Genomic DNA, 22,987 nt, shown 5'->3' with positions numbered 1-22,987 from the left:
CGGTCGATATCGTGGTGATCGTTACTGTAACGCGCGGTGATTTGCGCGACGAGATTGACATGGCCAACGAAGCATTCGCCCTCTCGCCTATGTCTGCCCGTGCGGCCGAGCCGAACGAGCAGGATTACGACGCGATCCGCGAAGCCTTCCTGGAGACCGCGCGCGGCCGCTGGTTCCTCGGCGAATACGCCAAGCGCAACCGCAATGCCGATACCCGCATGGTGCTCGACGCGGTCGCGAAAATCGAAGAAACCCTTGCGGCAGAGCGCCAAGCCGTCGTCGAGGACCGCCTGCCCGAGGCGCTGGTCGCGATCCGGCACGCGATCCGCGAAGCCGAGACGATCGCGATCGCGGCGTTCGATCCCGGCGCGATCGAGGCGAGCCTCGCACCGATCCCGCGCGGCCTGCGCATCATCAAGGAGATCTCCTGGCGCTGGCGCGAGATCGGCGCCGACGGGCGAATCTGCGACCTGATTGATTCGCAGCTCGCCTCCATCGAGGCGGCCTGCGCGCAGGTTTCGACCCTCGATCCCCGCGCCGACCTCAAGGCCGCATTCGACCTGCTCAAGGACCGGATCGACCAGACCGACGCTGACGCAACGCCGCAGGCCGCGCGCCCCTCGCCGGCTCCGGTGCAGGAGGCACCGTCGCCCGTTGCGGAAGCTCCGCTGGCGGAGGCCGCGCCTGCGGCGATGGCCAGCGAAGCAGCCGTGGCTTTTACGGAGGCGCCGCAGGACATCGCAGAGGTGATCGAGCCCGAAGCCGCCGTGGAAGCGGCCGGCGTCGCCGAGGCCTTCTCCGTTGCCGAGCAGGCGATGGACGCCGCGCTCAAGCCGGAGACCGTCGGCGAGAACCTGATCGCACCTGAAGCCGCCGCTTTTGAAGAGCCGGCCACTGAGGCCTTCGCGGAGGTGACGCACGAATTTTCGCTCGATGCCGCAGCGGAAGCCGAGGACGAAGCCATACTCGACGCGATCGCGCTGGAGATGGCCGCACCCGATCCGGAATTCGACGAGATCATCGAACCGGTCGAGATGGAAGCGACCGTTCCGGAACCGGTGGTTGCGGAGGCCGCAGCGCCCATCGCAGCCGAGATACCGGAGCCGATCGAACCGGAGCCGGCCGCAGCCGAGCCAGTCTCCGCCGCAGCGGTGGTGGAGGAGCCTGTGGAGGAAGCGCCGATCGCGATGGAATCGCTGGCGCGCCTCACCAACGCCATTGCGGAAGCCGCCGCCGAAGTGATGGAGCAGCCGGCGCCGGTCATGGCGGCCACCGCGACATTCGGCGCGGCGCAGGCCACGACGCTGCCGATGACGTCGCCGGTTCCGGAAGCCTCACTTGGCGCCACCATCCTCGCCAGCGGCATCCTGCAAAAGCCCCGCGCCGCCGCAAACGACCCCATGGCGCCAATCCGCCGCATGACCCAGGCCGAGAAGATCGCGTTCTTCTCGTAAGGGGGCGCAGCTATGTCCTCCGTGGAAGACACCCTCACCCTCTGGCGTCCCGTCGGACCGAAAGACCTGGAGCTGATCCAGCAATCCGGCATGCGCGCGTTTCCGCCGCGCCTGCCGGACCAGCCGATCTACTATCCGGTGCTGACGGAAGACTACGCCATCAAGATCGCGCGCAATTGGAATGTCCCGGCGAGCGGCTCGGGCTTTGTGACACGTTTCGAGGTCGAGCGCAGCTTCATCGCGAAGTACGACGTGCAGGAGGCGGGCGGCCGCTCACATCTGGAGTACTGGATTCCGGCCGAGGACCTCGATGCCTTCAATACCGCAATCGTCGGCCTGATCGAGGTCGTCCGCAGCTTCCCCTAGCCGCTGCGCGCTCAGCCCCTCATCCGCAATTCCACACCGCGCCAATCGGCGTCCGCGTCCAGCACGGGCCAAAACTGCCGCCATTGTAGCGGCCGCCGCCGAAGCCGGGCCGGCCGAAATAGCGCCACTCACCATCCCAGCCGTAATATTGCGGAACTGGATCGATGTACCAATGGCGTCGGTCGCTGGGCGACATCCGCCGCATCGCTTCCTTCTGCTTATAGAGCGGAATGCTGTTGCTCAGCGGCTGGCGATAGCCCGGCAGGAAGCCGTAGCCATGCCAGGCTTGCTTGGGACGCTTTTGGATTGAAGCAGCCGGCGCGACAGCCGGCAGCAGCGATAGGACGATAGCGACAGATAGACACATAAAGCGCGACATGGACCGACCATAGACAGTCGGATGCCGGCAGGCCATTCAAAATTCGGGTGGGCGATGTAACAAAGCCCATCGCGAAACCGAAGAGATCGGGAACGGAAATCCATCACCGAGGGTCAAGGAAACATGATTGGCGAAGTGATTGTCATTGGCGATCTGCAATTGCGTGACGGCGCCTCTGTCGACGAACACGACCGGCTCGGCGCGCGCATGTACGACATCGTCAGCCGTCTTCCCGGCTTTGTGTCGGTCAAGTCGTTCAAGGCCGAGGACGGCGAGGAGCTCACCGTGTTCCGTTTTGCCTCGGAGGAAGCGCTCGAAGCCTGGCGCACTCACCCCGAACATGTCGAGACGATGAAGCGGGGACATGCCGAGTTCTACGCCAGCGGCTTCCTGCAGATCTGCAAGGTGATCCGCGAGGTCGGACCATTCGAGCACGCGTGACGCCGTCCCGCATCATTCGATCGCGCGCTGCTAGCTGATCACACCCTTCCTGATCAGGAAGCATCCGTAACTGCTGCTGTCGCCGACCTGTACGACGCCAAAGCTCGCCGCCGCCGCGCGATAAAAATCCGGCCGCGAGAGTTTTCCGGGCGTGACGGGCCGGCCGGCGGCACGCTCGATCTCCGCGAGCACCGTGCGCTGCACGTCGGGGACGCGGCTGGGATCGTCGACCGGCATCATCACGCGGACCGGATCGGGATCGAAATCGTCGAGCGGATAGACCGACATGATGGCGCGAATCGCGGTCTGCATGCTGATGCCCGGCAACTGGATCAGGCGCTGCGAATGCGTGCTCTGCGCGATGCGCGCAGAGGGGTGATTGGCATCGACGAAAGCGAGATCGTCGCCATGGCCCATGGACGCCAGCAGCCAGAGCAGATCTGGCGTGAGGATCGGATCGATCGATTTCAGCATGTGACGGACTGTCCTCCCATCGTGCACCCACCTTGGCGGGTTCCAAGCGTGATTCAGATCACGCAGCCTACCATGGTGATGGCGATCACGGACCTCAAAGTCGAACGCGGCCAAGCTTGCCGGCAACCAATCTCGTATCGAGATCAGTGCCAAAGGAGCACGCCATGTTCCGCCTAAAATCTTTCCTGATGACTGCAGGCCTTTTGGGAAGTCTGTTCGGCTTCGCCTCCGGCCCTGTTTCCGCGCAAGTCGCCCCGGTCGAGCCGGCCCCCACCGCGCTGCAAGGCCCGGAACAGCGCGTCGCGTTGGTGATCGGCAATTCGAACTACCAGAACGCGCCGCAGCTCGCCAACCCCGACAATGACGCGGACTCGATGGCGAAGTTCCTGAATTCGGCCGGGTTCGAAGTGGTCGCCGCGACCGACCTGACCCAGAACGACATGCTTCGCGTGGTGCAGGATTTCTCCGCCAAAGTGTCGGCGCGCGGTCCGAACACGGTGGCGATGGTCTACTACGCCGGTCACGGCGTGCAGCTCGCCGGCGAGAACTACCTCGTTCCCGTCGACGCCAAGGTCTCGAGCCAGACCGAGCTCGTCAACAACTCCGTCCGTCTGGTCGACGTGATGTCGACGCTGGAGACGATCCCGAGCCGCATGCGCATCGTCATCCTCGATGCCTGCCGCAACAACCCGTTTCCGAACGTGAACGATGCCGGCCGCGGCTTGGCGATCGTCGATGCGCCGAACGGTTCGATCGTCGGTTACTCGACCGCGCCGGGCGCGGAAGCGCAGGACGGCACCGGCGGTCACAGCCCCTACACGCAGGCCTTCCTGAACGTCGCGCGCGAGCCCAACGTGCCGATCGAGCAACTGTTCAAGCGCGTGCGCCTCGAAGTGAACCAGACCACCAGCGGCGCGCAGATCCCGTGGGAGAGCTCGTCGCTGACGTCGGACTTCACCTTCTTCGGCGACACAGCTGTCGCCGCCAACCGCGCGCCCGTGAATGCGCCTGTCGTGCAGATGGCCTCCAACCTGCCGAGCCGCTCGACCCGCCAGGCCTATGACTACGTGGTGTCCGAAGCACGGCCGGAGTACTATCAGGAGTTCATCACGATGTATCCGCACGACCCGCTGTGCGACCACGTCCGCTGGCTGCTCAACAACCTGCTGCTCACGCAGGCCTGGCACAAGGCGGTGCTCGCGAACTCGCCGCTCGGATACAAGAATTTCTACGACAGCTACGGCAACACGCCCTATGCGCAGGTCGCGCTCAAGCTCCAGATGCAGCCGAAGCAGATCCCCTTGATGCAGGCGACCAAGTTCCTGGCGCCGCAGAATATCGCCCCGACCTTCAAGATTGGCAATCTCGGCCAGCCCAAATACATGCCGCTGCAGCAGGGTAATGGCGGTGCGCAAGTGAACGGCAATTTGCCGATCGTGCAGAAGTCGGGCGACAACAACGGCATCGGCAAGCTCGGCAATGGCGGCCAGATCGTCAACCTGCCGGCGGGCAACAACCAGCCCAACCAGCAGAACGGCACGCCGTCGCAGACCCCGGGCAAGATCGTCACCCTGCCCGCGCCGACCAACACCACCAACAACAATGGCGGCATCGGCAAGATCGTGACGCTGCCTGCGACCAACAAGACGCCGAACGGTACTGGCAACGGCACAATCAGTGGCAATCCAGGCAAGATCGTGAGCATGCCGGTGAATGTCGGCAAGGGCGGCACGACCATCGACACGAAGCCCGTCAACGTTCAGACGCAGAACAACCCGATCCGCATCAACAACGGCGCCAAGATCAGCGACAACCCCGTGAACAAGGTGCAGGTGCAGAACAACAACCACCCGCAGTTCAACGAGACCAATCGCATGGTCAACAATGGCGGCAACAACTTTCGGCAGTCGATGAACCAGAGCCAGGGTGGCAACGGCGGCAACAACCACCGCGGCTTCATGCACTGATCGCGGTCGGCCACACACGACAAAGGGCAGAGCGGTGACGCTCTGCCCTTCTTCATGTCAGAAAATTAGATTATCAGGCCACCAGCTCGGCAAACAAATCCGCATCCACATTGCCGCCGGAGAGCACGATGACGACGTTCTTGCCGGCAACATCAAGTCGTCCCGCAAGCAACGCGGCCAGGCCGACCGCTCCGCCTGGCTCGACTACGAGCTTCAGCTCGCGATAGGCGAACGCGACGGCCGCGCCGACTTCCTTGTCCGACGCTGTCACGCCGCGTGCGAGCAGTTTGCTGTTGATCGCGAACGTCATCTCGCCGGGGATCAGGGCCATCAGCGCGTCGCAGATGGTGCGGCCTGCCGGCCCGTGCGGCTCGCGATGACCCGCAGTCAGCGACAGGCCGTGATCGTCGAACGCCTCGGGTTCGGCCACAACGATTTGGGCCAGCGGAAAGCGTGCCTTCACGGCCGTCGCGACGCCCGCGATCAGGCCGCCGCCGGAGGCCGGCGCTACCACGATGTCAGGGGCAAGACCGAGTGCCGCCATGTCTTCCGCGATTTCGCGGCCGGCGGTGCCCTGGCCGGCGATCACGAAGGGATCATCATAGGGCCTGACCAGTGTCGCGCCGCGCTTCTCGGCGATGCCGCGCGAGATCGCCTCGCGGTCGTCGCGGTCGCGCTCGTACAGCACGACCTCTGCACCGTAGGATTTAGTGCGCTCGCGCTTCGACAACGGCGCATCCGCGGGCATCACGATGGTCGCCTGCATGTCGAGGATCTTTGCCGCCGCCGCCACGCCTTGGGCATGGTTTCCGGAGGAGAACGCGACCACGCCGCCGGCTCGCTTGTCCTGCGGGATCGAGGCGACCTTGTTGAAGGCACCGCGGAACTTGAACGAGCCGGTGCGCTGGAGCATCTCCGGCTTGAGATAGACCTTTGCGCCGACGCGTTCGTTGAGCACGGGAAAGGACAACAGCGGGGTGCGGACGGCGAAGGGTGCGATCACGCGGGCTGCGGCATCGATATCGGCAGGGCCGATCGGGAGGAGCTGTTCTGTCATGCCTGATGTTATCGCGGCGGATGAGGCGCGAGCAAGACATCTCCGCGCGAGGATTTCGTCCCCTCAGGCGACGAATCGCGCCGGTTCTGCCCCGTTCCGGCCGGGCATCACGGCACCGACCGCCAAAATGCTGTCGATAAAAGCCCGGGCCGAGGCCTCCCAGGTGTAGTTGGCGGCGAATTCGACGCAGTCCTGCCGGGAGATGTCGAGTGCGGCGAAGCAGGCGCTGCGCAGATCGTGATCGAGTGCGCCGACCGGCGCATCGCCGATCACGTCGCGGGGCCCCTTCACCGGAAACGCCGCGACCGGCAGGCCGCTCGCCAGCGCCTCGAGCAGAACGAGGCCGAACGTGTCGGTCTTGCTCGGAAACACGAAGACATCGGCGGCAGCGTAAATGTCCGCCAGTTCCTCGCCATGCTTTTCGCCGAGGAAGATCGCATCCGGATAGGCCTCCTCCAGCGCGACACGCGCCGGACCATCGCCGACGATCACCTTGGTGCCGGGCAGGTCGAGGTCGAGGAACGCCTCGAGATTCTTCTCCACCGCGACCCGGCCGACCGAGAGGAACACCGGTGCCGGCAAGCAGAGATCGATCGCGCGGGGATGGAACAAATGGGTATCGACGCCGCGCGGCCACAGCACGACATTGTCGAAGCCGCGCTCGGTCAGCTCGCTGGCGAGCGCCGGCGTTGCCGCCATCACGGCGCGGCTGGGGCTGTGGAATCGGCGCAGTGCCCGCCAGATCAGCGAGCCCGGCACCGGCACGCGGGCGCGGACATATTCGGGAAAGCGGGTGTGGAAGCTGGTCGTGAAGGGCAGCTTGCGCTGGCGGCAATAGCGCCGGACCATCAGGCCGATCGGCCCCTCGGTCGCGATGTGGATGCTGTCGGGGTGCGCCTCTTCGATCAGCTTCGCGATTCTGCCCGGGCGCGGCATGGCCAGCCGCACGTCGCGGTAGCTCGGCATCGCAAAGGTGCGGAACGATTGCGGCGTCAGGAACGAGAATTCGACGTCGAGACTTTTGGCGGCGTCGGCAAGCTTGGTCAGCGTCCGAACCACACCGTTGACTTGCGGGTGCCAGGCGTCGGTCGCGACCAGGATGCGCATCAGGCTGCCCTTGTCATGCAGCTCTGGCTGCAACCTGCGGGACCTGTGCCGGCTTCTCGGCCTGGTCCGCCCAGGTGATGATCTCGAAATGGCCGTCGTCGTGCTCGACCAGCGCCGTGCAGCTCTCGACCCAGTCACCGCAGTTCATGTAGCGGATACCGCCCTCGTCGCGGATCACCGCGTAATGGATGTGGCCGCAGATCACGCCGTCGGCATCGTGGCGCCGCGCCTCGGCGGCGAGCGCCTGCTCGAACGCGCCGATATAGTTGACGGCGTTCTTGACTTTCTGCTTCGCCCATTGCGACAGCGACCAATAGGGCACCTTGAACATGCGCCGGAAGAAGTTGACAAAGCGATTGAGCTGGATCGCGAAGTCGTAGGCCTTGTCGCCGAGATGGGCGAGCCAGCGTGCGTTCTGCACCACGAGGTCGAAGATGTCGCCGTGGATGACGAGATAGCGCTTGCCGTCCGCACCGGTGTGGACGGTGTTCTCGACCACGTCGATGCCGCCGAAATGCGTGCCGTAATAGTTGCGCAGGAACTCGTCGTGATTGCCGGGGATGTAGATCACCTTGGCGCCCTTGCGCGCCTTGCGCAAAAGCTTCTGGACCAGGTCGTTATGCGATTGCGGCCAATGCCAGCTCGATTTCAGCGCCCAGCCGTCGACGATGTCGCCGACGAGATAGATCGTGTCGGCATCATGGAAACGCAGGAAGTCGAGCAGAAGGTCGGCTTGAGAACCGCGGGCTCCGAGATGAACGTCGGAGATGAACAACGTGCGAAAGCGCCGCTTCGGGCTCTCGTCACTCACATCGTAACTTCCCATGCGCCAGCCTGTAACAATGTCCCGTGACAGGGGGATGACCAATTGAACCTTTGAGGCACCTTCGGATACGAATCGCGCTTGCCTCGCCCACCCCGCGAATATCAGTCGCATGCGACAATCAGGCGACATGGCGCCTCAGCGCCCTCCGCAAGAACCCGGAACTGCGGCGCGCTCGCGAGCGGCGTCAGTAAAATTTGTGGAAATGATGGATCGGGCCGTGGCCGTGACCGACGCTGAAGCGGTCGGCGGCCGCGATCGCCGCGCTGATCCAGGTCTTGGCGTTGCGCACGGCGTGCTCGAGATCCTCGCCCCTGGCGAGCCCGGCGGCGACCGCCGAGGACAGCGAGCAGCCGGTGCCATGGGTGTTGCGAGTGGCAACGCGCGGCGCGGCGAGCGCGATCGTGGTGCTGGCATCGACGAGATAGTCGATGCTCTCGGCGCCCTCGCCGTGCCCGCCCTTGATCAGGACTGCCCGGCAACCGAGCGCCAGCAGTCGGCGCCCCTGGCTCTCGATCTCAGCCTCGCTGGCCGCGACCGGTTCGTCGAGCAGAGCCGCGGCCTCGGGCAGATTGGGTGTGATCACCGAGGCCAGCGGCATCAGTTTGATGCGCAGCGCGTCGACGGCTTCGGAGGCGAGCAGGCGATCACCCGATGTCGCCACCATCACGGGATCGAGCACGACATGCCGGGGTGCCCAGCGCGACAGCGCGGCCGCGATCGCATCGATGCTGGCCGCTTGCGCCACCATCCCGATCTTGACCGCGCCGACCTCGAGATCGGAAAACACCGCGTCGATCTGCGCGGTGACGAATTCGGCGGGCACCGCGTGAATGCCGGTGACGCCGCGGGTGTTCTGCGCGGTCAGCGCCGTGATGGCGGAAGCGCCAAAGACGCCAAGCGCAGCAAAGGTCTTCAGGTCGGCCTGGATGCCGGCGACGCCGCTCGAATCGGAGCCGGCAATGGTCAGCGCGACGGGCGTCGTCATGGGGCGATTTTCCGCGTTTTCGAAGCCATGGCCCGTCCTAGCGCGCCTGCCTCAACCCAGCAAGTTCGCTTGCTAAATCCGGCCGGGTTTGGCCTATTAGCCGCCAGATATGCTTTCGGAGTGACCGCGATGGTTCCCTTTTTCGTCCAGATCAAATGCAAGCTCGGCCAATCCTATGTGGTCGCCAATGCGCTTGCCGAAGCCGAGATCGCCTCCGAGATCTATTCCACGGCCGGTCAATACGACCTGCTGGTGAAGTTCTACGTCGACAACGACACCGATATCGGCCACTTCGTCAACGAGAAGGTGCAGGTGCTGCCCGGCATCCAGGACACCCTCACCATCATCACCTTCAAGGCCTTTGGCGCGAGTTGACCGTCCGGAAAGGGCGGGCCTGATCAGGCGCCGCCCTCCTTGCGCTTGGGGCGCGGCGGACCGTCCACCGGCGGCAGCGATTTGAGATAGTCTGCCATCGCCGCGAGATCGTCGTCCGGCAATTGCGAGGTGTTCTTGATCACCCGCGTCATCGCGCCGCCGACGCTGTCGCCGTCGGGCAATTCGCCGGTCTTCAGGAAATAGGCAATATCCTTCGCGCTCCACTCGCCAATGCCCTTCTGGGTGATGTTGGGCACCCATCCCTCGCCTTCCGGATTGGGACCGCCGGCGAAGCGTTGTCCGGCCATGATCCCGCCGAGCGCGTTGCGCGGGCTGTGGCACTCCGCGCAATGGCCAAAGCTGTTGACGAGATAGGCGCCGCGATTCCACTGCGGCGACTTCGCGCTGTCGGCGACGAAGGGTTCGCCGTCCATGAACAGGAACTTCCAGATGCCGACGTTGCGCCGGATGTTGAACGGAAAGCGCACGTCGTGGTCGCGCACCTTGCCTGCAACGGCCGGCAGCGTTTTCAGGTAGGCAAAGAGATCGAGCACGTCCTCGCGCCTGGCGTGCTGATAGGACGTGTAGGGAAAGGCCGGAAAATAATGCCGTCCGTCCGGCGCGACCCCGTGTATCACCGCGTTGACGAATTCTGCGTCGCTCCATTTGCCGATGCCGTCGGTCGGATCGGACGAGATATTCGGCGCGTAGAACGTTCCGAACGGCGACTTGATCGCGACGCCGCCGCCGAGCCTGAGACGATCGGGCTGGTCGGGGACGGCATGACATGAGGCGCAGCCGCCGGCGTTGAACATCACCTGGCCATTGGCAAGATCAGGGACGCGGGCAGGCGCGGTGCCGGCGGCCGCCACCACCGGCGCGCTGAGCCACCAATAGACGCCCGCTGCGGCGAGTGCGGCGAGCAGCGCCACGGAGATTGTTCGTCGCAACATGCGGTCCTTTCGTCGTCGCGGCGAAGCTTATGACCGATGCCCTCGCGGCTCCAGCCACGAAGAATTTAGCCCACCGCGGCCTGAAACGGGAATAAACTGAAATGCCGGCTGTTGGAAGTTTGGCAGCCCAAACGGGTTCAGCAGGGAGAAAAATCATGAACAAGATCGTCATCGCCATGTCAGTGCTTGGCGCCGTTGCTTTTGCGGGTTCGGCCAGCGCCGAAAAGCTGAAAGCAACGCTCGACGCCAAGTCCGAGGTCCCCGCAACGACCAGCAGCGGCACGGGAACGGCTGATCTGGACTACGACGCCGCCAGCAAGAAGCTGTCCTGGAAGGTCACCTATTCCGGCCTGTCCGGCCCTGCCACCGCCGCGCATTTCCACGGACCTGCCGAGCCCGGCAAGAACGCCGGCGTCGCGATCCCGATCCCAGGCGCTGCCACCAGCCCGGCCGAAGGCTCGGCGACTCTGACCGACGCGCAGGCCGCCGATCTGCTCGGCGGCAAGCTCTACGTCAACATCCACACCGCGGCCAATCCGGGCGGCGAGATCCGCGGTCAGGTGACGAAGTAAACTTCGCACAGACCAGCAAAGGGCGGCCGCCATAGCAGCCGCCCTTTTCGATTCCCCGTAACCCTGGCGCAGACATCACACCTCAGGTTCGGCTGCGTTCAGCGCCTGCGCGAGGTCGGCGATCACATCCGACGGGTGTTCGATGCCGATCGACAGCCGGATCGTGGAATCGAGCACACCGATTTTCCGGCGGATGTCGGCGGGAACGCCAGAGTGGGTCATGGTGGCGGGCAGGCTCGCAAGCGACTCCGTTCCACCGAGGCTCACCGCCAGCTTGAGGATCTGCAGCGCATTGAGGAATTTCATGGCGGCGGCCTTGCCGCCGACGATGTCGAACGAGAACGTGGACCCCGCCCCTGTGCATTGCCGCGCAAACACAAGTCCATCCGGCGACGCCGCCTCGTGATGACCGAGATAGTGCACCTTGGCCACTTTTGGATGATCGCGCAGATAGTCCGCCACGAGGCGCGCATTCGCATCGGCCTTTTCCATGCGCAGGCTCAGCGTCTCGAGCGACCGGTTGATCATCCAGCAGGAATGCGGATCGAGCTGGGTGCCGATGGCGCCCCGCAGCGCCTTGATGCCTTTCACGACCGCCTTCGCCCCGAGCGCGGCGCCCGCGATCAGATCTGAATGACCGCCGACATATTTCGTGAGCGAGTACAGCGAAATATCCGCGCCGTGCTCGATCGGCCGCTGAAACACCGGTCCGAGCAGCGTATTGTCGCAGGCAATGATCGGAACGTGTCCTTGGGTCTTTCCGATGGTCTCGGCGACACGCCGCATCATCGCGATGTCGACCAGCCCGTTGGTGGGGTTGGCCGGAGTTTCGATCAGAATCATCGAAACCCGGCCCTTGCGCATGGCCTCCTCCGCGGCCTGGCTGACCACAGCTTCGTCAACGCCATCGGCGAAGCCGACGGCGCCGATCGACAGACGCGCAAGCGTATTCGTCAGCAGGGTTTCGGTCCCGCCATAGAGCGGCTGGGAATGCAGAATGACATCGCCGGGGCGGACGAACGCCAGGATCGTGGTCGCGATGGCCGCCATGCCGGATGAGAACAGCGCACAGCTCTCGGTGCGCTCGTAGATCGCGAGCCTGTCCTCGACGATTTCACTGTTGGGATGATTGAAGCGCGAATAGACCAGGCCCGCGCCCATCCCTTCCGGCGGCTCGCGCCGGCCGGAGACGAAATCGAAAAAGTCCTGCCCGTCCTCGGCCGTCTTGAACACGAAGGTCGAGGTCAGGAACACCGGCGGCTTGACCGCGCCTTCCGACAATTGCGGATCGTAGCCATAGGTCAGCATCAGCGTTTCCGGATGCAGCATATGGTTGCCGATGTGCGTCTTCGACGGGAACGGTTTGACCATGGCTTGTCTCGCTGTTGCTGATTTGAGGTGCTCGCCGCGGGTTGGAACTCCTGATGTCCTGAATGAGTCAGGAGCGGGATGCGTCGGCGTCAAAAGCTCACGCCAATGCCGCGGCGGCTGGAGCAAAGATAGCTGCTCCGGCAGCGATCCGTCAGGCCTTGCGGATAGAATTTCCAGCGGCGACACGCGACGCAATAAAAAGGGCGGCTGCTTTCGCAGGGCCGCCCTTCTTGATTCCCAGTAGCCCGGATGGAGCGAAGCGCAATCCGGGGCAGTCTGTCAGCTCGTGTGGATTCCCGGATTGCGCTGCGCTCCATCCGGGCTACGAATCTTTTCCTTCCGTCAACCGTTCTTCACGCGAAACGTCTCGTGGCAGCCGCCGCATTCCTTGCCGACCGCGGGAAAATTCGCCTTGAGCGAGTCGATATCCTTGATCTTGCCCTTGGCCTCACCGACGACCTTGGCGAAGCTCGCGATCTTGGCATCGAACCCGGCCTTGTCCTCCCAGATCTTCGGCGAGGCACTGTAGTCGCCCTCGGGCTTCATGCCCTTTGCGCTCGCCGGAAACAGGTTCGGCAGCTTCTTGGCGGTGTCCTCGAACTGCGCCAGCGCGCTGTCCACCGTGGCCTGGTCGTAGGGTTTCTCGCCCTTCACCATCGCCGCCACTGCGCCGGCGTTCTTGCCGTTGCCCTTCATCAGGGTCTGGACCTCCTTGACGGAGTCCTGTTGTGCCCAAACCGCGCCCATGCCGAGCAGGAGCGCGCCCCCAACAACCAACACTCGCTTCATTCGCAAAGTCCCTTTCCTTGATGCAGAATTGCCTTGATGCAGGATCGCCGTGCTGCACGATCGTGCCGACCCCTCAATGGGGCCAACACCGCTTGGCAGACTTCATTCCGTGAAAAATTGTCACAGGCTGTGACGGCGATGGTGCTCGTTGACGGCGATCCACACCCGCTCCGGGGTCGCCGGCATATCGATGTGGTCGATCTTGTATTCGCGCCAGAGCCCGTCGACGATGGCATTGACGACGGCCGGGCAGGACCCGATTGCACCGGCCTCGCCCGCGCCCTTCACCCCCAGCGGATTGGTCTTGCAGGGGACGTTGGCCGTCTCGAACACGAAGTCCGGCCCGTCCGCCGCGCGCGGCAGCGCATAGTCCATGAAGGTCGCGGTGACGAGCTGGCCGTCGCCCGCACCATAGACCACCTGTTCCATCAGCGCCTGGCCGATGCCCTGCATCGCGCCGCCATGGACCTGGCCCGCCAGCAGCAGCGGATTGAGCGTCATGCCGAAATCGTCGACGATCACGTAGTTGACGATTTTGATGATGCCGGTGGCCGGATCGATCTCGACCTCCGCGACATGGGTGCCGTTCGGATAGGTGCCGTCGGCGCTGGCAAAGGTCGCGCTCGCATTGAGCTTCGACGGATCGACGCCGGGACGCTTGGCAAGATCGGCGAACGAGATCGAACGGTCGGTGCCGGCGATGCGTACCAGCCCATCGGTAATCTCGAGGTCGCCGGCACTGGCTTCCAGCGCCTGCGCTGCGATCTCCTTGAGCCGCGCGCCGAGCTCGCGGGTCGCACGCTCGACGCTGACACCGCCTGACGGGATCGAAGCCGAGCCGCCGGTGCCGAGGCCGGTTGCGATCATGTCGGTGTCGCCCTGGTGGACGTGCACGCGCTCGGGCGCCACGCCGAACTGCTCGGCAACGATCTGCGCATAGGCGGTCTGATGGCCCTGCCCGCTCGACTGGGTGCCGATCAGGACGGTGATATCGCCATTGGGGTCCATCCGCACATTGGCGGTCTCCTCGCCCATGGTGCCGCAGACCTCGACATAGCTCGCAAGTCCGATGCCACGGATCAGGCCGTTCTTCTTGGCCGCCTTGGCGCGCTTGCCAAACTCCTTCCACTCGGCGATCTCCATCGCGCGCTTCAGATGCGCAGCGAAGTCGCCGGAATCGTAGACCTTGCCGGTCGCGGTCTTGTAAGGCAGCGCCTTCGGCTGAATGAAGTTCTTGCGGCGGATGGCATCTGGCGTCATGTCGAGTTTTCGCGCGCAGGCGTCCACCAGACGCTCGATGACGTAAGCAGCCTCGGGCCGCCCCGCGCCGCGATAGGCATCGACCGGCACGCTGTTGGTGAAGATGGTCCGCACCCGGCAGTGGAACGCCTGGATGTCGTAGAGGCCCGGCAGCATGCCGGCGCCGCCATGCGGGATATAGGGCCCGAAGGTCGACAGATACGCGCCCATGTCGCCCATCAGGTCGCAATCCATCGCGAGGAACTTGCCGTCGTCGGCCAGAGCCATCTTCGCGGTGGTGACGTTGTCGCGGCCCTGCGCGTCGCCCATGAAATGCTCGGTGCGATCGGCCGCCCATTTCACCGCCTTCTTCAGCTTTCGCGCGGCGACTGCCAGGAGGGCGTATTCCCGATAGGGAAACAGCTTCGTGCCGAAGCCGCCGCCGACGTCGGGGCAGATCACCCGCATCTTGTCGGTCGGGATGTTGAGCACGTTCTGGCAGAGGATATCGCGCAGGCGATGGCTGCCCTGACTGCCGACCGTCAGCGTCAGATGGTCGCGCTTGGCGTCGTATTCGCACACTGCCGCGCGCGTTTCCATGAAGTTCGCCACCACGCGCGGATTGACGATCGAGATCTCGGCCACCGTATGCGCTTTGGCAAACGCCGCTTCGGTCGCTTTCTTGTCACCGATCGAGACGTCGAACAGCACGTTGCCGGGCTTGTCCGGCCAGACCAAGGCTGCGCCCTTCTTCACGGCGTTGACGACCCCGGTCACCGCCGGCAGCGGGCTCCATTTGACGTCGATCGCCTCGATCGCGTCGCGGGCCTGGTCGATGGTCTCGGCCACGACGAAGGCAATGGAATCGCCGACATGGCGAACCTCGTCCTTGGCGAGGATCGGGTAAGGCGGGCCCTTGAACGGGTCGGTCTCGAGATTGAACAGGCACGGCAGGTCACCGAGATCGGCGACGTCGGCCGCGGTCAGGATCAGCGCAACGCCGGGCAAGCCGCGGGCGCGGCTCGCATCGATGGTGTATTTGGCATGCGCATGCGGCGAGCGCAGCATCAGGCAGCGCAAAGCGGCCTGCGGCGCATAATCGTCGGTATAGCGGCCCTTGCCGCGGATCAGCGCGTCATCCTCCTTGCGCAACACACTTTGGCCAACGCCGAACTTGATGGGAGCCGCCATTTTCTCGTCCCGTTTCTCATGGTTGTTTTGCCGGCATATTGCCGTGGAAAAACTGGCAAGGCAAACGGGTTTCGGCGGGCCACGCCTGTCAAGGCCGATGATTCGAACCGCCCTCGGGCCTTCGGGCAACCCTGACGCGCAGCTGCCCCTCAATGGCCGAATTTCCTGACCATAAGATATTTGTCATACGTGATATGACCTATGCGGACTGCAGCGGGATCCGTGCCGTAGACCTCGAATCCATTGCGCTTGTAGGTCCTGATCGCAACGGTTGCTTCGAGCAGGACCTCAAGATGTACCTGCTCGACGCGTGCCTCGGCATGGTCAAGAAGCTCCTTGACGAGTCGATTTCGGATTCCTTTACCTTGGCCATCTTCCCTCACGTAAACCGTGAAGATGTGACCCCTGGGCTGCGACCGAAGAGCTGGCGACACGTAGAAGCCCGCGACTCCGATCAGATTTCCCCGCCAGAAGGCGCCAAGGATCGCTCCGCTGAGCCAATGCCGATAGGCAGTCAGCATCGCCTCTCCGCCCTCGTCCTCTTCGGCAGAACCAAACGTTTGAGGGTGCGTCCGAAGCGCCTCCGCGCGAATGTCACGAAAGAGGTCGAGATCATCGACAGTCAATCGGCGGATTTCCAAGTCCGCCGGGGCACCCGGCGCATGCGACATCATCGTCGCCTCCTCTCCTAGTCGCTGCGAATGTCGGCAGGACCGCTGGTCTGTCACATCCCACCGCGGCCCCACAGGGTCCTCGCATTGTCTCTCAGCCTATCGACAGCCCGTTCCGGCGAGATGTAGTCAATCTCGCCACGCGTTAGGCCGATATCCATCAGCTCCCTGTCACTCAGGTCCTGCAAGGCGATTTGTGGACCCTGCCGCCCACGCCAGTCCTGGAGCGCACGCCAGTATTGCGCGAGCGAGCCTAGGGTGCTCCGCGTCGATGCAAGTTCGAGGGGAAGCCCCTCGGCCTCGGATGGGATGTTCGTCTGTTGGGGTGGCATCGCATGCTCCTGCTGTTGTGCCGGCAGGGAGCGTGGCCAAACAAAAGGCCCCGTCCGATGCCGGCGGGGCCTGGTGGAAAGATGTCGTCGTCGAATTCTTAGCGCGCGACTCCTTCCACGGCCCAGCCGAAGCGGGTCATGTGAATGCAGTTGAGTTTGCGCACTGATTTGATCATGCGCTGCGATTACCACAGCAATCGCCCAAAATCAAGAGATGTGTGGAGGTTCGCTGCATCCTGGAGGCGAGTCCCTACCTGAGGGTGCCGGGCGCCGAAGCCGACGACGCCCGTCAACGCCCTTCACGACTTCTTCTGTTTCGCTTCCACGTATCGTGCGAAGTTGTCGAGGATTGCCTGCCAACCGCCTTGCTGCTGCTCGACCGAATGCGTCGATTCGCCATCGAAGACCACGCGGACGAGAACGCCCTTCGGGCCGGGCACAAACTCGACTTCAGCTTTTCGCTCGCCGAACGCGTATTCGATCCGCTTGTGCTCGATGATTTTCGTGTAGGTCCCGGCGAAGTCAAAGCCCATGCTGCCGTCCTTGGCCTCCATGCGCGACGAGAAGACACCGCCTTCTCGCAGGTCGACGGTCGCCTTGGTCGTATGCCAGTCGTCGGACGCGGCGTTCCACTTCATGACGTCGGCCGGCGTCGTATAAGCGCGCCAGACCTGATCGATGGGGGCTGCTACGTTGGTTTCGACGGTGATCCTCATAAACAGTGCTCCTGGTTCGATTTTGCCGGCTCGAGATGACGGCATCACGTCAATTGTGCAGGGTCCATCCACCGCACTTCCGAGATGTGTCCATCCAAGGACGATCGAGACTGGCCCGTGCCGACAAGGTCGAGCCGTCAATGCGTAGAAAATATGAAAAAGTTAACCCCGCACCAGCGAGACCAGCCAGCGGCGGCCGAACAGCGCGAGGATGGCGAGCGCATAGACGATCGTGCCCCCGACGGCCAGCAGAAGCAGCGTCAATTCGTCCCGGAAGTGCATCGCGCCCAGCGAAGGACCGCCGAAGCGCGCGATGAGCCAGAAGACAGTGGCCAGGATGAGCCCGGTCAGCAGGAATTTGGCGAGCGACAACAGCCAGGCGCGGTCCAGCACGAGAAAGCCTCGCCGCACGGCGAAGAACAGCACCAGCAGCAGGTTGGTCCAGACGCCGACGGCGGTTGCCAGCGCAAGGCCGATCTGGGCCAGCGATCCCATTAAGGCAATTTTCAAGGCGACGTTGACCGCGATGCCGGTCAGCGACGCCCGTACCGGCGTCGCCGTGTCCTTGCGCGCGTAGAACGTCGCGACCGCGCTGCGGATCAGCACGAAGGGGATCAGGCCAATGGCATAGGCCGCGAGCGTGGCGCCGGCAGCGGCGGCGTCGGCCTTCGAGAACGCACCGCGGGCGAAAAGCGCGCGCATGATCGCGTCGGGCACGGTGAGGAAGGCGGCGACAAACGGCACCGAGAACAGCAGCGTGAAATCGAACGCACGGCGCTGCGCCTTCATCGCGCCGTCATGGTCGTTGGCCGTGATCCGCCGCGACATCTCCGGCAGCAGCACCGTGCCGATAGCAATACCGATGACGCCGATCGGGAGCTGATTGAGGCGGTCGGCGTAATAGAGCGCCGACAACGCGCCGGCGGGCAGGAAGGTCGCGATGATGGTGTCTGCAAAGAGCGCGAGCTGCGTGCCCATCGAGCCCAGCGTCGCGGGTCCCAACGCCCTAAAGAATGCGCGGACGTCTTCGTCGAGCTTGAGCGGCGCAAAGCGCGGCAGGCCGCCATGGCGGGCGAGATCGCCGGCGAGCAGGACATATTGCAGGAAGCCCGAGATCAGGACGCCCCAGGCGGCGGCGTGGCCCGCACTGGGAAACCAGGCGGCGAGCGCCAGCGTCATCATCATCGAGATGTTGAGGAAGATCGACGCGGCTGCGGCGCTCGCGAAGCGCTGCATCACGTTGAGCATGCCGCCATAGAGCGTCACCAGCGTGATCAGCAGCAGGTAGGGAAAGGTGATCCGGGTCAGTTCGATCGCGAGCTTGCGCTGTTCGGCGTCCTCGGAAAAGCCGGGCGCCAAAATGCTCATGGCCTGCGGCATGAACAGCCAGGCGACGATCAGCAGCACCACCTGCGAGGCCAGCAGCAGCGTGAAGATGCGGTCGGCGAACAACCTTGCCGCCCCCTCCCCTCGCTCGCCGTGGACGTGCGCATAGGCCGGCACCCAGGCCGCGTTGAAGGCCCCCTCGGCAAAGATCGCACGGAAATGGTTGGGCAGCCGCAGCGCCACGAAGAAGGCGTCGGCCACGGGGCCGGCGCCGAGAATCGCCGCGAGCATGATGTCGCGGGCAAATCCCGTCAGCCGCGAGAGCAGCGTGTAACCACCAACCGTGAAGATACGTCCGAGCATGCGTCTGTTTTAGAGACTTATCGAACAGAGGTCGATTGCATCTTGCGATGCGCATTGCTGTGCCCTCTCCCCTTGTGGGAGAGGGCAGCGCCGCAAGTAGACACAAGCTCATTGGGGTGGGGGGTCTCTCTCCCAGCTTTCGATTCGGAGAGAGACCCCTCACCCGTCTCGCCGCTATCGCGGCGAGCCACCCTCTCCCGCAAGGGGAGAGGGTGAGCACGGCGAAATCAGGTTGAAAGCGCGCCCCGCACGGCCGCGATGATTCGCTCCTGATCGGCTTCGGTCAGATAGGCATGCATCGGCAGGCTGATGACGTCCTGCGACAGGCTCGCGCAGCCCGGCAGGCCGCCCTCGGCGACCGGGTGCTGCTTGTAGGCCGTCTGCTGATGCATCGACTTGCCGTAATAGATCGCGGTCGGCACGCCCTGGGCCTTCAGCGCGGCGGCAAAGCGGTCGCGGTCGGTGCCCTCAGGAAGGCGGATCGTGTACTGCGCCCAGACCGAACTGTTGCCGGGCGCCAGACGCGGCACGGTGACGACGTTGGAGAGACCGCGCGCGTAGCGCTCGGCGACCTTGTTGCGGGCGGCGATCTCGTCGTCGAAGATCTTCAGCTTCTCGATCAGGATCGCGGCCTGCATGGTGTCGAGCCGGCCGGTCAGGCCGAGGCGAACGTTGTCGTATTTGTCGACGCCTTGCCCGTGCACGCGGATACTGCGCAGCGTCGCCGCGAGCTCGTCGTCATCGGTGAAGATCGCGCCGCCGTCGCCGAAGCAGCCGAGCGGCTTTGCGGGGAAGAAGCTGGTCGCGGTGGCGAGCCCAAAGGTGCCGAGCTTGCGGCCCTTGTAGCTCGCGCCAAAACCTTGCGCGGCGTCGTCGAGTACGAACAGGCCTTCGGCCTCGGCGATCTCGGCGATGGCGTCGTGATCGGCCGGCTGGCCGAACAAATCGACCGGAATGATCGCGACCGGCTTGAGGCCGGCTTTGCGGGCGGTTGCGATACCGCGCTTGAGCGATTCCGGGCTCATGTTGAAAGTCGCTTCGTCGACGTCGACATAAACCGGCGTCGCGCCGGTCCGCGCCACGGGCGAAGCCGTCGCGATGAACGTGAAGGACGGACACAGCACGGCGTCGCCAGGCCCGACATTCTTCGCCATCATCACCATCAGGATCGCGTCGGTGCCGCTGGCGCAGCCGATGACGTGCTTGGCGCCGGAATAGACCGCAAGCTGCTTCTCGAGCTCGGCAACTTCGGGGCCGTTGACGAACTGACAATGATCGAGAACGCGCTTCACGGCGGCATCGAGCGAATCGCCGAGCCGGCGGCGCTGCGAGGCGACATCGATGAATGGAATGGGTTCGGAACGCAGATGCTGGTTCATGGCCTGGTTCTTGGCGCCTTCTTGAGTGGTCGGCATGGATGAGGAATCAACCCGCGACGCGGCGCGGACCCTTGCGGGCCGACGACGTGGCCGCGGGCCGCGACGGCGTTTCCAAGCACTGCGTCGCGATCTCGAGGCTGGCGACACCTTCGTCGCCGGTGACCGCCGGCGTCTCGCCGTTGCGCACGGCCTTGAGGAACGCGATCAGCTCGGCGCGGAGCGGCTCGTCATGGCCGACCGGCAGATGCCGCATCGAATAGCTGCCGTCAGGCTTGAAGCCGAAGCATTCGGTGACCTGGCGCGTCAGGAGATCGCCCATCACGTATTTGCCGCGGGTCGCGACCGTGACGCTGCGGGCCTTGAACGGCGTCAGCCAGTTGGTATTGATGTGCGCGAGCACGCCGTTGGCAGTGCGGAACTGCAAGAGCGCGATGTCCTCGCGCTCGGCGACCGCGCTCGACAATTGCGGCTGCACCTCGACGATGTCGGATTCGGTGAACCAGCGGATCAGATCGATGTCGTGCACGGCGAGATCGATGACGACGCCGACATTGGACATGCGCGGCGGGAACGGGCCGACGCGCGTGATCGCGATCGACAGAATATCCTCGCCGGCGATCGCCTGCTTGACGGCGGCCACAGCCGGATTGAAGCGCTCGACATGGCCGACCATCAGCGTCACGCCGGCCATTTGCGCAGCAGTGACGATCTCGCGGCCTTCCGCGACCGTGGACGCAATCGGCTTCTCGACCAGCACGTGGATGTTCTTGGCGATGCAGGCGAGCGAGACCTCGTGATGCAGATGGGTCGGCGCCGCGATGGTGACGGCATCGACGCCTTCGGCCAGCAGCTGGTCGAGCGTCTCGAAGCTCGCGCAATTGGCAAGCTCCATCGCCCGCGTGCGATGTGCCGGCGAAGGATCGACGACGCCGACGAGGCTGACGCCGGGAAGACCCGCAAGCACGCGCGCGTGGTTGCTGCCCATCACGCCGGCACCAATGACGCCGACGCGCAAGCCGGCCTTTGCCGGTGCAGATCCTGTGGAACTCATTTGAGCAAACCCCGATTCAACGCAAATCCCCAGGGCGCTTCTAGCACGGACGCCACATTTGTGGCGAATGCGGAGCTAGCGGTCCGGACACGATTTGATTCAAAAAGTTACACGTTTCCCGGGCCTTAAGCCTCTGAAAGAGACCATCCTTTTGGCCCGGGTCGCGTGATTCGGAGTGTGCTGGTTACGACCTTTGATAGTCGTCTTCAATCCGGATGATGTCGTCTTCCCCGAGATAGCTTCCCGTCTGGACCTCGATCAGCTCCAGCATGATTTTACCGGGGTTCTCCATCCGGTGCACCGCGCCCATCGGGATGTAGATCGACTCGTTCTCGTGCACGCTTTTGACGGTCTCGTTGACGGTGACGCGGGCCGTGCCGCGGACCACGATCCAGTGCTCGGCGCGATGATGGTGCTTCTGCAGCGACAGACGTCCGCCCGGCTTGACCACGATGCGCTTGACCTGGTGGCGCTCGCCATTGTCGACCGATTGGTAGCTGCCCCAGGGCCGATGCACTTTGAGATGCTCCTCGGTGACCTTCGGTGCGACCGCCTTGAGTTTTGTGACCAGCCGCTTGAGCCCGTTGGCATCCTTCTGGCGCGAGACGAGAACCGCATCGGCAGTCGCAACCACGATGAGATCATCGACGCCTTCGAGTGCGACCAGCGCAGAGTCTGTGGTGACGTTGCAGTTGCGGGAATCCTCGAAAACCGCACTGCCATGGGAAGCATTGCCTTGCGCGTCCTTGTCGGACAATTCCCACACCGCGTGCCAGGAGCCGACGTCGGACCAGCCGCACGACACCGGCACCACCGCGGCGCGCGCGGTCTTCTCCATCACCGCATAGTCAATCGAGATCGCCTTGGCCGCGCCGAACGCCTCGGGCTCCAGCGTCACGAAGCCGAGATCGCGGCCGGCGTTACTGACAGCATTGGAAATCGCCTCCACGCTTGCCGCATCGACCTTGCGGTATTCGTCGAGCAGGACGCTGGCCGGGAACATGAAATTGCCGCTGTTCCAGAGATAGCCGGAATTGAGGTAGTCGGCCGCCTTCACCGCATCCGGCTTCTCGACGAAGCGCGCGACCGCGTGCACCTCGCCGGAGATGACCTCGCCCGGGCTGATATAGCCGTATTCGGTCGCAGGCCGCTCCGGCTTGACGCCGAAGGTGACGATGCGCCCGGCGCTCGCGGCGGTGAGGCCCTCACGGCACGCCGCGACGAACGCCGCATTGTCCTGCACCACGTGGTCGGCGGCGAGCGCGAGCACGATCGCCTCACTCGAACGGTTCTGTGCGAACACCGCGCCGGCGGCGATCGCCGGGCCGGAATCGCGCCGCATCGGCTCGAGGATCACGTCGGCCTCGATGCCGATTTCGGCCAGCTGCTCCAGCACCATGAAGCGGTAGGAGGCATTGGTGATGACGATCGGGCGATCGAACAGCGAAGCCTCTGAGACGCGCAACAGCGTGTCCTGGAAGGTCGAGCGCGCGCCGAACAGCGGCAGGAACTGCTTGGGGCGCACCTCGCGCGAAGCCGGCCACAGCCGCGTTCCGGCACCGCCGCACATGATCAGGGGGATAATGCGTTTGTCCATCGTCAT

At 64.2% G+C, this 22,987-nt stretch carries 23 protein-coding genes; 6 read left to right on the top strand and 17 right to left on the bottom strand.

Translation table 11 applies throughout. The features are described 5' to 3' along the window. Positions 1-59: 59 nt before the first annotated feature. Positions 60-1,454: a hypothetical protein gene (locus tag ABIB90_RS32530; RefSeq protein ID WP_354171269.1), complete on the top strand. Its 1,395-nt coding sequence runs from the start codon at positions 60-62 to the stop codon at positions 1,452-1,454. Between the two features lie 12 nt (positions 1,455-1,466). Beyond that, positions 1,467-1,820, top strand: a complete 354-nt coding sequence (locus ABIB90_RS32525; RefSeq protein ID WP_354171267.1) for an ADP-ribosylation/crystallin J1 — start codon at positions 1,467-1,469, stop codon at positions 1,818-1,820. Positions 1,821-1,839: 19 nt separating this feature from the next. On the opposite strand, the gene ABIB90_RS32520 is transcribed toward ABIB90_RS32525, so the two are convergent. Continuing rightward, positions 1,840-2,199: a hypothetical protein gene (locus tag ABIB90_RS32520; RefSeq protein WP_007602029.1), complete on the bottom strand. Its 360-nt coding sequence runs from the start codon at positions 2,197-2,199 to the stop codon at positions 1,840-1,842. Positions 2,200-2,322: 123 nt separating this feature from the next. Here ABIB90_RS32520 and ABIB90_RS32515 point away from each other — a divergent pair, with 123 nt between their 5' ends. After that, positions 2,323-2,640, top strand: coding sequence for an antibiotic biosynthesis monooxygenase family protein (locus ABIB90_RS32515; RefSeq protein ID WP_219682822.1), 318 nt, complete (start codon positions 2,323-2,325; stop codon positions 2,638-2,640). 30 nt (positions 2,641-2,670) lie between these two features. Here the strand turns inward: ABIB90_RS32515 and ABIB90_RS32510 are convergent, their stop codons facing one another. After that, positions 2,671-3,114 carry an RbsD/FucU family protein gene (locus ABIB90_RS32510; RefSeq protein ID WP_354171264.1) on the bottom strand — a complete coding sequence of 148 codons (444 nt, stop codon included), beginning with the start codon at positions 3,112-3,114 and terminating at the stop codon, positions 2,671-2,673. A 164-nt stretch (positions 3,115-3,278) separates the two neighbouring features. Here ABIB90_RS32510 and ABIB90_RS32505 point away from each other — a divergent pair, with 164 nt between their 5' ends. After that, a complete protein-coding gene (locus ABIB90_RS32505) occupies positions 3,279-5,081 on the top strand; it encodes a caspase family protein (protein WP_007602026.1) in 1,803 nt (600 codons plus the stop codon). Positions 5,082-5,154: 73 nt separating this feature from the next. On the opposite strand, the gene ABIB90_RS32500 is transcribed toward ABIB90_RS32505, so the two are convergent. From ABIB90_RS32500 to thiD, 4 genes are all read right to left on the bottom strand, one after another. Continuing rightward, complete coding sequence (locus ABIB90_RS32500; protein WP_354171262.1) at positions 5,155-6,138, bottom strand: threonine/serine dehydratase family protein; 984 nt, start codon at positions 6,136-6,138, stop codon at positions 5,155-5,157. Between the two features lie 63 nt (positions 6,139-6,201). After that, the gene (locus ABIB90_RS32495; protein ID WP_354171337.1) at positions 6,202-7,245 is read right to left on the bottom strand and encodes a glycosyltransferase family 4 protein; all 1,044 of its coding nucleotides are present in this window, start codon (positions 7,243-7,245) and stop codon (positions 6,202-6,204) included. A gap of 13 nt (positions 7,246-7,258) precedes the next feature. Further along, positions 7,259-8,071: a UDP-2,3-diacylglucosamine diphosphatase gene (locus ABIB90_RS32490; RefSeq protein WP_354202134.1), complete on the bottom strand. Its 813-nt coding sequence runs from the start codon at positions 8,069-8,071 to the stop codon at positions 7,259-7,261. 184 nt (positions 8,072-8,255) lie between these two features. After that, positions 8,256-9,056: a bifunctional hydroxymethylpyrimidine kinase/phosphomethylpyrimidine kinase gene (gene thiD / locus ABIB90_RS32485; RefSeq protein ID WP_354202133.1), complete on the bottom strand. Its 801-nt coding sequence runs from the start codon at positions 9,054-9,056 to the stop codon at positions 8,256-8,258. Between the two features lie 129 nt (positions 9,057-9,185). Here thiD and ABIB90_RS32480 point away from each other — a divergent pair, with 129 nt between their 5' ends. Next, positions 9,186-9,431, top strand: coding sequence for an Lrp/AsnC ligand binding domain-containing protein (locus tag ABIB90_RS32480; protein WP_007602021.1), 246 nt, complete (start codon positions 9,186-9,188; stop codon positions 9,429-9,431). 23 nt (positions 9,432-9,454) lie between these two features. Here ABIB90_RS32480 and ABIB90_RS32475 read toward each other — a convergent pair whose 3' ends face one another. Next, the gene (locus tag ABIB90_RS32475; RefSeq protein WP_354202132.1) at positions 9,455-10,384 is read right to left on the bottom strand and encodes a c-type cytochrome; all 930 of its coding nucleotides are present in this window, start codon (positions 10,382-10,384) and stop codon (positions 9,455-9,457) included. A gap of 155 nt (positions 10,385-10,539) precedes the next feature. Between ABIB90_RS32475 and ABIB90_RS32470 the strand changes: the two genes are divergently transcribed. After that, positions 10,540-10,956, top strand: a complete 417-nt coding sequence (locus ABIB90_RS32470) for a CHRD domain-containing protein (RefSeq protein WP_007602019.1) — start codon at positions 10,540-10,542, stop codon at positions 10,954-10,956. A 75-nt stretch (positions 10,957-11,031) separates the two neighbouring features. Here the strand turns inward: ABIB90_RS32470 and ABIB90_RS32465 are convergent, their stop codons facing one another. From ABIB90_RS32465 to ABIB90_RS32420, 10 genes are all read right to left on the bottom strand, one after another. Beyond that, on the bottom strand, positions 11,032-12,327 hold the full coding sequence (locus ABIB90_RS32465) for a cystathionine gamma-synthase family protein (RefSeq protein ID WP_354202131.1): 1,296 nt from the start codon (positions 12,325-12,327) through the stop codon (positions 11,032-11,034). Positions 12,328-12,669: 342 nt separating this feature from the next. Beyond that, positions 12,670-13,116: a c-type cytochrome gene (locus ABIB90_RS32460; RefSeq protein ID WP_354202130.1), complete on the bottom strand. Its 447-nt coding sequence runs from the start codon at positions 13,114-13,116 to the stop codon at positions 12,670-12,672. Positions 13,117-13,236: 120 nt separating this feature from the next. After that, positions 13,237-15,546: a xanthine dehydrogenase family protein molybdopterin-binding subunit gene (locus tag ABIB90_RS32455; RefSeq protein WP_354202128.1), complete on the bottom strand. Its 2,310-nt coding sequence runs from the start codon at positions 15,544-15,546 to the stop codon at positions 13,237-13,239. A gap of 149 nt (positions 15,547-15,695) precedes the next feature. Beyond that, positions 15,696-16,220: a GNAT family N-acetyltransferase gene (locus ABIB90_RS32450; RefSeq protein ID WP_007602014.1), complete on the bottom strand. Its 525-nt coding sequence runs from the start codon at positions 16,218-16,220 to the stop codon at positions 15,696-15,698. 50 nt (positions 16,221-16,270) lie between these two features. Continuing rightward, positions 16,271-16,549: a DUF1127 domain-containing protein gene (locus ABIB90_RS32445; protein WP_007602013.1), complete on the bottom strand. Its 279-nt coding sequence runs from the start codon at positions 16,547-16,549 to the stop codon at positions 16,271-16,273. 299 nt (positions 16,550-16,848) lie between these two features. Next, positions 16,849-17,265 (bottom strand): SRPBCC family protein, encoded by a 417-nt coding sequence (locus tag ABIB90_RS32440; RefSeq protein WP_354202159.1) that lies wholly within the window; start codon positions 17,263-17,265, stop codon positions 16,849-16,851. A 162-nt stretch (positions 17,266-17,427) separates the two neighbouring features. Further along, positions 17,428-18,954 (bottom strand): murein biosynthesis integral membrane protein MurJ, encoded by a 1,527-nt coding sequence (gene murJ / locus ABIB90_RS32435; protein ID WP_354202127.1) that lies wholly within the window; start codon positions 18,952-18,954, stop codon positions 17,428-17,430. Positions 18,955-19,181: 227 nt separating this feature from the next. Further along, the gene (locus ABIB90_RS32430; RefSeq protein ID WP_354202126.1) at positions 19,182-20,369 is read right to left on the bottom strand and encodes a DegT/DnrJ/EryC1/StrS family aminotransferase; all 1,188 of its coding nucleotides are present in this window, start codon (positions 20,367-20,369) and stop codon (positions 19,182-19,184) included. 10 nt (positions 20,370-20,379) lie between these two features. Beyond that, positions 20,380-21,384, bottom strand: a complete 1,005-nt coding sequence (locus tag ABIB90_RS32425; protein WP_007602006.1) for a Gfo/Idh/MocA family protein — start codon at positions 21,382-21,384, stop codon at positions 20,380-20,382. 184 nt (positions 21,385-21,568) lie between these two features. After that, the gene (locus ABIB90_RS32420; protein ID WP_354202124.1) at positions 21,569-22,981 is read right to left on the bottom strand and encodes a mannose-1-phosphate guanylyltransferase/mannose-6-phosphate isomerase; all 1,413 of its coding nucleotides are present in this window, start codon (positions 22,979-22,981) and stop codon (positions 21,569-21,571) included. Between the last annotated feature and the right edge of the window lie 6 nt (positions 22,982-22,987).

This window comes from Bradyrhizobium sp. JR4.1 (assembly GCF_040548605.1).
Taxonomy (GTDB): Bacteria; Pseudomonadota; Alphaproteobacteria; order Rhizobiales; family Xanthobacteraceae; genus Bradyrhizobium; species Bradyrhizobium canariense.
The sequence above is the reverse complement of the archived record's forward strand: the minus strand, read 5'-3'. Positions and strand labels throughout refer to the sequence as shown.

What these genes read in the sequence shown, in the direction of transcription:
- ABIB90_RS32430 (WP_354202126.1), bottom strand. Translation starts at nt 20,369, where the DNA reads ATGCCGACCACTCAAGAAGGCGCCAAGAACCAGGCCATGAACCAGCAT.
- murJ (WP_354202127.1), bottom strand. Translation starts at nt 18,954, where the DNA reads ATGCTCGGACGTATCTTCACGGTTGGTGGTTACACGCTGCTCTCGCGG.
- ABIB90_RS32495 (WP_354171337.1), bottom strand. Translation starts at nt 7,245, where the DNA reads ATGCGCATCCTGGTCGCGACCGACGCCTGGCACCCGCAAGTCAACGGT.
- ABIB90_RS32420 (WP_354202124.1), bottom strand. Translation starts at nt 22,981, where the DNA reads ATGGACAAACGCATTATCCCCCTGATCATGTGCGGCGGTGCCGGAACG.
- ABIB90_RS32475 (WP_354202132.1), bottom strand. Translation starts at nt 10,384, where the DNA reads ATGTTGCGACGAACAATCTCCGTGGCGCTGCTCGCCGCACTCGCCGCA.
- ABIB90_RS32460 (WP_354202130.1), bottom strand. Translation starts at nt 13,116, where the DNA reads ATGAAGCGAGTGTTGGTTGTTGGGGGCGCGCTCCTGCTCGGCATGGGC.
- ABIB90_RS32445 (WP_007602013.1), bottom strand. Translation starts at nt 16,549, where the DNA reads ATGCCACCCCAACAGACGAACATCCCATCCGAGGCCGAGGGGCTTCCC.
- ABIB90_RS32450 (WP_007602014.1), bottom strand. Translation starts at nt 16,220, where the DNA reads ATGATGTCGCATGCGCCGGGTGCCCCGGCGGACTTGGAAATCCGCCGA.
- ABIB90_RS32455 (WP_354202128.1), bottom strand. Translation starts at nt 15,546, where the DNA reads ATGGCGGCTCCCATCAAGTTCGGCGTTGGCCAAAGTGTGTTGCGCAAG.
- thiD (WP_354202133.1), bottom strand. Translation starts at nt 9,056, where the DNA reads ATGACGACGCCCGTCGCGCTGACCATTGCCGGCTCCGATTCGAGCGGC.
- ABIB90_RS32490 (WP_354202134.1), bottom strand. Translation starts at nt 8,071, where the DNA reads ATGGGAAGTTACGATGTGAGTGACGAGAGCCCGAAGCGGCGCTTTCGC.
- ABIB90_RS32520 (WP_007602029.1), bottom strand. Translation starts at nt 2,199, where the DNA reads ATGTCGCGCTTTATGTGTCTATCTGTCGCTATCGTCCTATCGCTGCTG.
- ABIB90_RS32425 (WP_007602006.1), bottom strand. Translation starts at nt 21,384, where the DNA reads ATGAGTTCCACAGGATCTGCACCGGCAAAGGCCGGCTTGCGCGTCGGC.
- ABIB90_RS32465 (WP_354202131.1), bottom strand. Translation starts at nt 12,327, where the DNA reads ATGGTCAAACCGTTCCCGTCGAAGACGCACATCGGCAACCATATGCTG.
- ABIB90_RS32530 (WP_354171269.1), top strand. Translation starts at nt 60, where the DNA reads ATGGCCAACGAAGCATTCGCCCTCTCGCCTATGTCTGCCCGTGCGGCC.
- ABIB90_RS32480 (WP_007602021.1), top strand. Translation starts at nt 9,186, where the DNA reads ATGGTTCCCTTTTTCGTCCAGATCAAATGCAAGCTCGGCCAATCCTAT.
- ABIB90_RS32470 (WP_007602019.1), top strand. Translation starts at nt 10,540, where the DNA reads ATGAACAAGATCGTCATCGCCATGTCAGTGCTTGGCGCCGTTGCTTTT.
- ABIB90_RS32440 (WP_354202159.1), bottom strand. Translation starts at nt 17,265, where the DNA reads ATGAGGATCACCGTCGAAACCAACGTAGCAGCCCCCATCGATCAGGTC.
- ABIB90_RS32510 (WP_354171264.1), bottom strand. Translation starts at nt 3,114, where the DNA reads ATGCTGAAATCGATCGATCCGATCCTCACGCCAGATCTGCTCTGGCTG.
- ABIB90_RS32500 (WP_354171262.1), bottom strand. Translation starts at nt 6,138, where the DNA reads ATGACAGAACAGCTCCTCCCGATCGGCCCTGCCGATATCGATGCCGCA.
- ABIB90_RS32515 (WP_219682822.1), top strand. Translation starts at nt 2,323, where the DNA reads ATGATTGGCGAAGTGATTGTCATTGGCGATCTGCAATTGCGTGACGGC.
- ABIB90_RS32505 (WP_007602026.1), top strand. Translation starts at nt 3,279, where the DNA reads ATGTTCCGCCTAAAATCTTTCCTGATGACTGCAGGCCTTTTGGGAAGT.
- ABIB90_RS32525 (WP_354171267.1), top strand. Translation starts at nt 1,467, where the DNA reads ATGTCCTCCGTGGAAGACACCCTCACCCTCTGGCGTCCCGTCGGACCG.